This window comes from Caballeronia sp. LZ003, assembly GCF_031451465.1.
Classification (GTDB): domain Bacteria; phylum Pseudomonadota; class Gammaproteobacteria; order Burkholderiales; family Burkholderiaceae; genus Caballeronia.
Genome location: NZ_JARUXJ010000012.1, coordinates 1 through 2386 on the forward strand (window position 1 = coordinate 1; position 2386 = coordinate 2386).

The following is a 2386-nucleotide window of genomic DNA, read 5'->3' on the forward strand; positions in this document are numbered from 1 at the left end:
GCTGAATATCGCTGTTACGGCTGTTACGCTGTTACAAAAACGCGCAAAGCCCCAGTGGGCGGGGCTTTGCGCGTAACAGCGAAAGCGTAACAGCGAAGCGGTGTAACAGCGCACCGCTGTAACCTCGACGCACGATGCTCCACCGTTCTATCAACTCCGCTGTTACAGCACGCCGCTGTTACGCTTTCGCTGTTACGCGCAAACCTTCACCGGTAAAGGCTTTCGACGAATGTGTAACAGCGTAACAGCCGTAACAGCGAAAAAAACAGATGGGTGAGACTTTTTCAGCGGATTCCGTGCGGCCATCGAGGCGCCTTACATGTGGCGCTCGGGAAAGAGCAGGAGAAAGTCGTCGCTAACTCATGATTTTGACTCGATTCAGTCGTTAGGAGGGTAAGTACAACCATGCATTTTCATACTATCTTTCATGCATTGACGGTAACCAGATTCCGCTTTCGAATTGCATTTTTCCATGCTATCCATGAATATGTGAAAACATCTACTTTCGGCGTCGTCATCTCTTATCTGCGAAACGACATAACCGATTATCAAAAGAAAAAGCAGTGCAATCAAAATGTATTTTAACTGCCGTCTTGTTAGAAAACATTGCATATTAAAAGAAGAAGTAGATGGGCCGCCGTTTTGAACTACCTAGATCCGCTATTAGATATCAAATGCGGCTGTTCGCAAATCGTACTTGTCCTGGAAATATCGTGTTTAGATAGCAATTGTGGGCAAGACTGACATGTTTGCCTTCGTGCGCCCTCTTAGGTACACGATTCAAAATCGATGACTCGTAGGTTAAGAGCTGCGTTCGTGCTTAGGTCGTCGCTTTACATTCAGAGGAGATGGCGGCAACGCTGGCAAAGGCCTCTCGTGAGGATTCAGGAACTGCGGCGAGCCGGCTACCGACTGCCATCCTCGGTGATGACATACGAAAAGAAAACGGGAGCTCAAGACTTAGCCCCCGTTTGTTGCACACGCAGTGGCGAGGAAGTGGCGAAGTGCACCGCGCAAAACCGTGTCATTGCTCGATTGCCCATTCTTGTGGGTCATCGGTCGCGATTTATCACAATCGCGGCCGACGTAAGGCAGAGACTATTCGCGCGCCTCCTCACCACTCGTGCTCCGCATGTCGGGAGGTACGAGCGTCGGGTGCACTCGGTGGATTGGATTCAAACCTTCGCTCAAGATCTCACCTAAGATATTCCCGATAGCCAATCGACACCGTGTCTGCTCGTCCTCCGGCAATTCGGACCATATTTCTAGAAGCATATTGTTTAGCTCCGCTCCTGCTTGCAACAACGCGCGGTTGAACTTCTCAGCGGTATTAAGATTTTTTATCATGCTCTCGTTTTCCTAGACAGCCGTGTTGAGCTTTGCACTTGTTCACACAGTTAAAAAACCCGAAGCCGTGATCGCAAGTGGGTAAATGGGTTTCGCTACAACATGCTCGACAATCTGATTCCACTTTCTTGCAATTGTCGTTGCCCACGCACTCTGCGGGATGGTTTTGAGTGACCGGATTCTCATCCTGCGAACTGGCTGCCGCAAGTTGGCCACCAGCTGCCATAGCAACGGTTGCTGTACAGGCGATGGCCCCAAGAACGCCTGTCCATTTTAGGCTCAGCGCTTTCATCTGCATCCTCCAAAAGTAACCGGGGATGGCCCTCCCGATGAGGATCGATCCCGGTTGTCACGCGTCAAGCTAACGCGCTATCGAATGATCAGTAAAACCGCCAAGCCTTTGTTCAAAATTCGTTTAAAAAAAGTTCCAAGCGAAGTTTTGCTCCTAACTTCGAGCCTGGTTGTTGAAATCATTGCGCGCCACGTTGTCGTACGTTCGAACTGAATTTCGCGCAGCAACAACCGAATGAAAGTATTTGTCTAATGAATAGTTACAATTGTTATTTAGAGGAATCTATCAAGGATGTTTGGGAAGCCCTCATCGATGCGATCCCACGGTCGGACTCGAGGTCGCCGCTGGCTTCGCCTCCGTTCTCGTATCCTTTCACGCGACCCCGTCTGCGTGCTATGTCGCACCCTCGATCGCACATGCGTCTCGGTTGTCGTGGACCATATCGTTCCGCTTGCGCACGGCGGCACCGACGACGAATCGAATCTGCGTGGCTTGTGCGCGGCCTGTCATGACGAGGTGACGCGTCAGCAGTTTGGGTATCGGGAGAAGAAGGCATTCGGTGCTGACGGTATGCCAGCGGATGGCGAGTGGTCATGATGTGTGAGGGGGGCAGGTCGATTTCTGGGAGCGCTTGGGCCGGACACCGACCGTTCCCCTTCGCGACCATAAACGTGGACAAAAAAAGTAAAAAATGGCTCAACGGGGAAGGAAATCCGCCGCATCGCTGGCAATCGCGCCAACGGTGCC

At 51.3% G+C, this 2386-nt stretch carries 2 protein-coding genes; one reads left to right on the forward strand and one right to left on the reverse strand.

The features are described 5' to 3' along the window. Positions 1 to 1330: 1330 nt before the first annotated feature. Entirely contained in the window at positions 1331 to 1639 is a 309-nt protein-coding gene (locus tag QCE79_RS32330; RefSeq protein ID WP_309851356.1) for a hypothetical protein, read from the reverse strand. Between the two features lie 312 nt (positions 1640 to 1951). Between QCE79_RS32330 and QCE79_RS32335 the strand changes: the two genes are divergently transcribed. Continuing rightward, positions 1952 to 2236 (forward strand): HNH endonuclease signature motif containing protein, encoded by a 285-nt coding sequence (locus tag QCE79_RS32335; RefSeq protein WP_309851359.1) that lies wholly within the window; start codon positions 1952 to 1954, stop codon positions 2234 to 2236. Positions 2237 to 2386: the final 150 nt, after the last annotated feature.